Genomic DNA, 6,779 nt, shown 5'->3' with positions numbered 1-6,779 from the left:
TAATTGGTAATTGGTAATTGGTAATTGGAATAATTGTTATTTTCTCTTGTCTTTTTCTCTTGGTTATTATTAATTATTTCTTCTGTTGGTAAACAATCTTCCCAATTCAATTCTAACTCTCTGCATATCCTTTTCAGGGAGTCAACTGAAATTGGTTGAGCCTGAAAAAATTTGGTAACTGTTGTTCTAGATAAATGATGTTTAGCAAAATTGGATTTTGATTCAAATCCTAGTCTAATTAAAGCCATTTCGGCCTTCTTTATACATTGACAAGAGGCTGTCACGGTAATTCTTTTCTTTTTTTGATCATTATTAGGGCTTCTCATCACCTAAAAACATATTATTACTGACAGTATTTATTCTCTCATAAAAAGTCTCTCATCATGTATCAACAAATCTTATATGCCTCTAAATCCCTTTGGAAGAAGCAGATTGAATAATTAACAAGTGTCTAATATTACAATCAAAAACTTTTTCAACAAACTCTAAGTTAATCATAAAACAGTCACAAGACAATCATTACTTAGACAGGAGTTGAGATTTTTAGATTTAGAGTGGGATAAGTAAATCTATGTAAAACTACTTTATGTTAAGAATTTTTTCAACTCATAGGCTTTTTGGATTTCTACTGGTTGGTTTAATGATTACCTCCTGTGGTGGTAACACATCAAGTAATACTCCTAGTACAGGTACATCTAATAATACTTCTGGTGGAGGAGGTGGAACATCTAGTCTTGCTGACAAAGCTGAAAAGGAATGGCAATTATATCAAAGTGATTGTAGTTTAGCTGGACCTCTTTCTCCGCAAACCTTTAGTGATGGTTCAAAAGGGAGATGTGTATTCGATGCGAATAGTAGACCACGAGCTTTTAGAAATTAAATAACCAGGACTTACGCAACTGTCACATTGGTAGGGTGCGTCAGATATCAACAATCTGTTTATTTGCAGAATTTATGCAGTAGTAAAGCACCCTACAACTAAAACGAATGCATAAATACCGACTACGTAAAAACAAAAGTAGGGGTAATTTATGAATTACTCTTATGCAATATTTAGAGTAGGGCTATTTCATTCTTATTTAACCCGCCTCAGAATGAATTCTGATAGCTTGCGTGGCGAAGCCATGTCTAATAGCAAAAGTCGTCTCAAGACGACTAAAGGAAAGTTATAGTCCGTTAAAACGGACTTGAATTATTAGTCCTGAACTATGGCTTACGCCACACTACACTATCAGTTCAGGGCGGATTATGTTTAGAATGAAATAGCCCTGATATTTAGAGTAGTAGTAGGTTGGGGAGAGCGACAGTTAATCATAAAACAGTCACAAAACAATCATTACTTAGACAGGAGTTGAGATTTTTAGATTTAGAGTGGGATAAGTAAATCTATGTAAAACTACTTTATGTTAAGAATTTTTTCAACTCATAGGCTTTTTGGATTTCTACTGATTGGTTTAATGATTACTTCCTGTGGTGGTAATACATCAAGTAATACCCCTAGTGGAGGAGCTCCTAGTGGAGGAGGTGGAAATACTACCTCTCAAACTACCCCTAGAACTTTGACTGTTAGTATTCCCTCACTGGGAACAAGTTATACAGTTACTGAAAGTACAACTTATGAAGATATCACTACAGCGACCAGGGAGGCAGTAAGTGAGTGTACAAAAAGATTTTCACTTACTCCAAATGGAAGTACTACCTGTCAAGCTGAAGTACGAGCAGCAATTGCTCAAGCACTTGCTTTTATCGGCAGGTAAAGTGAAGCATAAATAGGACTTACGTAAAAACAAAAGTAGGGGTAATTTATGAATTACTCTTATGCAATATTTAGAGTAGTAGTAGGTTGGGTAGAGCGACAGCGAAACCCAACATTTCCAAAAATAACTTCAACCAAGTTTACGAAAAACAAAAATAAGATTAATAAGCGCACCACAAAATTTTTATCACTAATATCTGTATATCAAAATATCGTCAACTGCTGCAACTACATAACCAGCAAAATGATAAATGAAAAAAATAAATATTTTTCCTCGCATATCATTACTAGAGCGCTATTTAATCTCAGAAATTACCCCGATTTTACTATTTACCATCGTTATTGTTACTGTTGTTGCGGAATCAATTGGTATATCATTCGAGCAATTTAGTTTTCTCCTGACGGAACAAATATCTTTTGGTACTTTAATATATTTACACATTCTTAAAGTACCTGAGTTTATTGTTTTGGCTGTACCAATTGCTATTTTAATGACCACAATATTCGTTTATAATAAATTATCAATTACCAGTGAAATTATTGCTTTACAAAGTTGTGGAATAAGCTTGTATAAATTAATCTGTCCAGCGATTCATCTAAGTCTTATTCTTTCATTAATCCTATTTATTGTTAATGAGGGTATTGTCCCTATCTCTAACTATAAAGCTGCTATTACCTTAGAAGAAGTGATGAATATAAATAGATGGGATCTTAAAAGTGATCACATTGTTTATAAAGAATTAGCCAACAGAAATTATGAACAAATATCTGATAAAGATAATTATCTTAAATACTTCTTTTACTCAGAGAGATTTAGTGATGGAAAAATGCAAGAAGTTACCTTATTAATTAGAGATAATCGGGGTTTGAAGGTAATTATAAAATCTAAATTTGCTGAATGGAATGAAGGAAACAAATATTGGTTTTTTTATAATGGTGTCAAGAGTATAATTAATCCAGATGGTTCTTATGGTCAGGGAATTAAATTTGATGAAATTCGCCTTAATCTTTCTAGTATATCTCGGCAATTTCAACTAGATAGGGAAAAATTAGATCATAGAGAAATGAATATATTTCAAATTTATCAACGATTGTTAGTTGCAAAAAAAGCAGGAGATATCCCGAATCTAATCAAATTACAAGTTAATCTTCAAAAAAGATTTACCTTACCTATTTCCTGCGCTGTATTGGCTTTTTTGGGTACAGCTATAGGAATTAATTTGCAACCAAGGATTAAATATAATAGTTTTACAGTTACTTTAGTAATTCTGGGGTTAATGAAAATATTTGAGGCGGTTATTAATGCTTTAATTATTTCAGGAAATATCTACAGTTATGTAATATGGCTACCAAATATTTTGGCTACAGGTTTTAGCTTTTACATATTAACTGAAAAAAATTCCTGAGAGGTTGTTTGAAAAGTTTTAGGTTGTGATTTTAGGCACTTACAGATCCCCCCTAACCCCCCTTATTAAGGGGGTAACTAAAATCAAAGTCCCCCTTAATAAGGGGGATTTAGGGGGATCAAAAAATATTTGATACACCATGAGGGACTTTTAAAACATCCTCTGAAATCGGATTATATTTGTTAAATACCTGTAAGTAATGGGAACTAGGGGAAGAATTTTCCTGATTGTAACTTATGAATGGGCGCAAGCCCTGCGCCCCTACCTGATTTTAATTATGAATTTTTGCAAAAATGCGATCGCTAATTTCCACTTCTTGATGACTTAATTGTTTTAATTTATGGGTTAAATCTGCTGTCAGCCTTTTGGACTCTTGTTTTAAATTTCCATTCATATAATCTGCGGCTTTAATAGGTTCACCAATATGAACATTCACATCAGCACCCCAATTAGGATAGGGTTCACTGTAGTGGATACCGACAGGGATAACCTTAATATCTAATCCTGGATAGGTAGATTCAGCAGTCACAGCTAAACGAGCGATTCCCGGCTTGAGGGGATGAAGTTGACCATCACGATGAATACCACCTTCGGGATAAATAACTAACATTTCCCCCTGCTGCATTAATTCTACCGTATGCCGGAGAGTAGCGATCGCTGGACGGTCAATATTCACAGGAAAACCACCCATTCGCAGCACAAACCAACCTTGCAACCCTTGACATTCATTACTCGTTACCATAAATCGCATATCTCTACCCGTCACACAACGACCAGTCGCGTAGGGCAAAACCAAGGAATCCCAACGGGAACGATGGGTAGGTGCCAGAATCACCGGTCCACTTTTAGGAATATTTTCTCTTCCAGTCACTTTAATATGCCCAAAGAAAGATGGCAAAACCATGTAGCGTCCTAGAAGATAAGCAACACGGATTAACCAAGGCGAAACCCGCGAGGTATTCTGAAGCACCGAAGGTCGCCGAGCGGAGTCGAGGTGAGGATTTACAGGCGTATTTTTAGTTTGAGAATGGCGGTTGGTAAAAGCAAAGTATGATTTGATCATAACGGTGGCTGATTTTTTGGCGAATAAAAGATGACACACACTTGATTATGTCCACCGTAGATTTTCTTGGGTAACTTGTGTTTTCCCATTTGGACAGTTTTATCTGTGTCTGTTATTTTTGTTGACGTTGGGTAGCAAACCAATTTTGTAATTGTTCTCGACAGTCTGATTCTAGAATACCTCCTAGCACTTTCAGACGGTGATTAGAGGCTGGATGATCAGGGATGTTGATAACAGTACGAATCGCGCCAGTTTTGGTATCGTCCACGCCATAGATCAATTTTCCCAATCGGGCATGAACTATCGCACCGGCACACATCGGACAGGGTTCTAGAGTGACATATAAAGTGCATTGATGCAAGCGCCAACTTTGTAAAACTTGACTAGCAGCCCGAATCGCCATAATTTCTGCGTGTGCAGTAGGATCTTGATCTCGCTCTTTGCGATTTTCACCCACAGCAACCAATTGATTATCTGTGTCAACAATCACAGCCCCCACAGGAACTTCACCAGCATCACCCGCTACCTGTGCCAATTCCAGGGCGTGATTCATCCATTTTCGATGTTGTAAATATTCTGGGTGTTCAAGCATTGGGGGAAGAAGGAGTCACCGAGTCAGGAGTCAGGAGTCAGGAGTCAGGAGTCAGGAGTCAGGAGTCAGGAGTCACCGAGTCAGGAGTTCAGTAGAAGGAGTCACCGAGTCAGGAGTCAGGAGTCAGGAGTTCAGGAGTCAGGAGAAGAAAGAAGAAAGAAGAAAGAAGAAAGAAGGAAATTACCAATTACCAATTACCAATTACCAATTACCAATTACCAATTACCAATTACCCATTACCCGCAACCTCAAATAACAGAAGGTCAAGTTGAGCTTTTGCATCTAATTGATACAGGTCATCACAACCACCAATATGTTGATTATTAATAAAAATTTGGGGGACGCTACGGCGACCGTCGGCGCGTTCTGCCATATTTGATCTGGCTGTTTCGTCGCCATCAATTTTGTATTCGGTGAAATTAACACCTTTCCATGATAGTAGCATTTTAGCGCGGATGCAGTAGGGGCAAGTTTGCCAAGTATAAATTTCAACATTAGCTTTGATTCGCTCTGGGTGGCGACCGAGAAGAGAGTTGAGAAAATTTAGCATATTCTTAATTAAGAGGTTTTCTTGTAATTAAATCTCATCTACAGAAATCCAGTTTAATAGCTGGAGTGCCGTTAGTTATACTCCTCAGAGGATATATTTGCCACGAGTATCAATAAATGTTTCAATTATGTAGAAACATCCAAAGAAGATTCTTGGGAAAAAACGATGATGAAATTTAGGAGATTATCTGTCATTTTACAGGGGATAGGGATGCCTTTAGCGATCGCCCCTTTAATCCTAATTCTGAGCGCCTGTAATGATCAACCACAAAATAATACACAAAATCCCGTTAGCACTCCCCAAGGACAAGTTACTCGCGTTCTCTGGAATCGCATTAAAAGCCGTGGACAGCTTGTTTGTGGCGTTAGTGGTGAACTACCAGGATTTAGTTTTGTCGGCACTGACGGCAAATATAGCGGCATTGACGTTGATATTTGTCGGGCTGTTGCCGCAGCAGTATTTGACAATCCAGACGCGGTAGAATATCGCAATCTCAACGCGAAAGAACGATTTACCGCTTTACAAACTGGAGAAGTAGATATTCTCAGTCGCAATACTAGCTGGACTTTTAGCCGTGCAACTTCCCAAGGTTTAGATTTCGCACCTGTGGTATTTTATGATGGTCAAGCCGTCATGGTGCGTAAAAATAGCAATATTAAATCTATCAAAGACCTGAAAGACAAAGCCATTTGTGTGCAAACTGGAACTACTACTGAACAAAATTTAGCAGACCAAATGCGGAAACGGGGAATTACTTATAAACCCGTTGTTTTTGAAGATGTGAATATTACCTTTGGTACTTATGCTGAAGGACGTTGTGATGCTGTCACCACAGACCGTTCTGCACTGGTTTCTCGACGGACAACCTTACCTAAACCAGAAGATAATATCATTTTAGATGATGTTCTTTCTTCTGAACCTCTAGCGCCAGCAGTTGCTAAGGGTGACACTAAGTGGAGTGATATAGTGAAATGGACTGTTTATGCTTTGGTGAAAGCAGAAGAATTAGGCATTAATTCTCAAAATTTAGCCGAGGTTGCTAATAGTAAAGATCCCGATATTAAACGTTTTTTAGGAACAGAAGGAAACCTGGGTGAAGGAATTGGTTTAACAAAAGATTTCGCTGCCAAAATAATCAAGCACGTTGGTAATTATGGTGAAGTTTATGATCGCAATTTAGGAACAAAGACAAAATTAAATCTCCCGCGCGGACAAAATCAAATTTCCTCAAAAGGAGGATTACTCTATTCTCCACCTTTCCGCTAAGGAAGCAAAAGAACTTTATTATTTATTATTAACAACTAACAACTGACAACTGACAACTAACAACTGTACGGGCGAAGCATTTGGAGAACTATTTTTGGCAATGACCGACAATTTATTTTCCAAATGCTTCGCCCCTACTAACAACT

General features: G+C 37.5%; 9 protein-coding genes and 1 pseudogene. 6 read left to right on the top strand and 4 right to left on the bottom strand.

Annotated features, from left to right (window positions below):
* Window positions 1-248, bottom strand: a pseudogene (locus FJR06_RS23950) (hypothetical protein); the annotation flags it as partial.
* A 338-nt stretch (window positions 249-586) separates the two neighbouring features.
* Between FJR06_RS23950 and FJR06_RS07570 the strand changes: the two are divergent.
* From FJR06_RS07570 to FJR06_RS07555, 4 genes are all read left to right on the top strand, one after another.
* Window positions 587-880, top strand: coding sequence for a hypothetical protein (locus tag FJR06_RS07570; protein ID WP_168651156.1), 294 nt, complete (start codon window positions 587-589; stop codon window positions 878-880).
* A 151-nt stretch (window positions 881-1,031) separates the two neighbouring features.
* Window positions 1,032-1,172, top strand: coding sequence for a hypothetical protein (locus FJR06_RS07565; protein ID WP_168651155.1), 141 nt, complete (start codon window positions 1,032-1,034; stop codon window positions 1,170-1,172).
* Window positions 1,173-1,403: 231 nt separating this feature from the next.
* Window positions 1,404-1,757, top strand: a complete 354-nt coding sequence (locus FJR06_RS07560; protein ID WP_168651154.1) for a hypothetical protein — start codon at window positions 1,404-1,406, stop codon at window positions 1,755-1,757.
* A gap of 250 nt (window positions 1,758-2,007) precedes the next feature.
* A complete protein-coding gene (locus FJR06_RS07555; RefSeq protein WP_168651153.1) occupies window positions 2,008-3,162 on the top strand; it encodes an LptF/LptG family permease in 1,155 nt (384 codons plus the stop codon).
* 271 nt (window positions 3,163-3,433) lie between these two features.
* Here the strand turns inward: FJR06_RS07555 and FJR06_RS07550 are convergent, their stop codons facing one another.
* Both FJR06_RS07550 and tadA read right to left on the bottom strand, forming a co-directional pair.
* Window positions 3,434-4,225: a 1-acyl-sn-glycerol-3-phosphate acyltransferase gene (locus FJR06_RS07550; RefSeq protein WP_168651152.1), complete on the bottom strand. Its 792-nt coding sequence runs from the start codon at window positions 4,223-4,225 to the stop codon at window positions 3,434-3,436.
* A 112-nt stretch (window positions 4,226-4,337) separates the two neighbouring features.
* A complete protein-coding gene (tadA, locus tag FJR06_RS07545; protein ID WP_254433115.1) occupies window positions 4,338-4,778 on the bottom strand; it encodes a tRNA adenosine(34) deaminase TadA in 441 nt (146 codons plus the stop codon).
* Between the two features lie 27 nt (window positions 4,779-4,805).
* Between tadA and FJR06_RS07540 the strand changes: the two genes are divergently transcribed.
* Complete coding sequence (locus tag FJR06_RS07540) at window positions 4,806-5,144, top strand: hypothetical protein (protein ID WP_168651149.1); 339 nt, start codon at window positions 4,806-4,808, stop codon at window positions 5,142-5,144.
* Here the strand turns inward: FJR06_RS07540 and grxC are convergent.
* The gene (gene grxC, locus FJR06_RS07535) at window positions 5,047-5,367 is read right to left on the bottom strand and encodes a glutaredoxin 3 (protein WP_168651151.1); all 321 of its coding nucleotides are present in this window, start codon (window positions 5,365-5,367) and stop codon (window positions 5,047-5,049) included. The two genes, FJR06_RS07540 and grxC, sit on opposite strands and share 98 nt — an antisense overlap.
* Window positions 5,368-5,532: 165 nt before the next feature.
* Here grxC and FJR06_RS07530 point away from each other — a divergent pair, with 165 nt between their 5' ends.
* Entirely contained in the window at window positions 5,533-6,633 is a 1,101-nt protein-coding gene (locus FJR06_RS07530; protein WP_168651150.1) for an amino acid ABC transporter substrate-binding protein, read from the top strand.
* The last annotated feature ends 146 nt before the right edge of the window (window positions 6,634-6,779 follow it).

This window comes from Dolichospermum sp. UHCC 0352, from assembly GCF_009711925.1.
In the GTDB taxonomy this organism is placed as follows: domain Bacteria; phylum Cyanobacteriota; class Cyanobacteriia; order Cyanobacteriales; family Nostocaceae; genus Dolichospermum; species Dolichospermum lemmermannii.
The sequence above is the reverse complement of the archived record's forward strand: the minus strand, read 5'-3'. Positions and strand labels throughout refer to the sequence as shown.

Coding starts and splice junctions, on each gene's coding strand:
- FJR06_RS07570 (WP_168651156.1), top strand. CDS start 587: ATGTTAAGAATTTTTTCAACTCATAGGCTTTTTGGATTTCTACTGGTT.
- FJR06_RS07565 (WP_168651155.1), top strand. CDS start 1,032: ATGAATTACTCTTATGCAATATTTAGAGTAGGGCTATTTCATTCTTAT.
- FJR06_RS07560 (WP_168651154.1), top strand. CDS start 1,404: ATGTTAAGAATTTTTTCAACTCATAGGCTTTTTGGATTTCTACTGATT.
- FJR06_RS07555 (WP_168651153.1), top strand. CDS start 2,008: ATGAAAAAAATAAATATTTTTCCTCGCATATCATTACTAGAGCGCTAT.
- FJR06_RS07550 (WP_168651152.1), bottom strand. CDS start 4,225: ATGATCAAATCATACTTTGCTTTTACCAACCGCCATTCTCAAACTAAA.
- tadA (WP_254433115.1), bottom strand. CDS start 4,778: ATGAATCACGCCCTGGAATTGGCACAGGTAGCGGGTGATGCTGGTGAA.
- grxC (WP_168651151.1), bottom strand. CDS start 5,367: ATGCTAAATTTTCTCAACTCTCTTCTCGGTCGCCACCCAGAGCGAATC.
- FJR06_RS07530 (WP_168651150.1), top strand. CDS start 5,533: ATGATGAAATTTAGGAGATTATCTGTCATTTTACAGGGGATAGGGATG.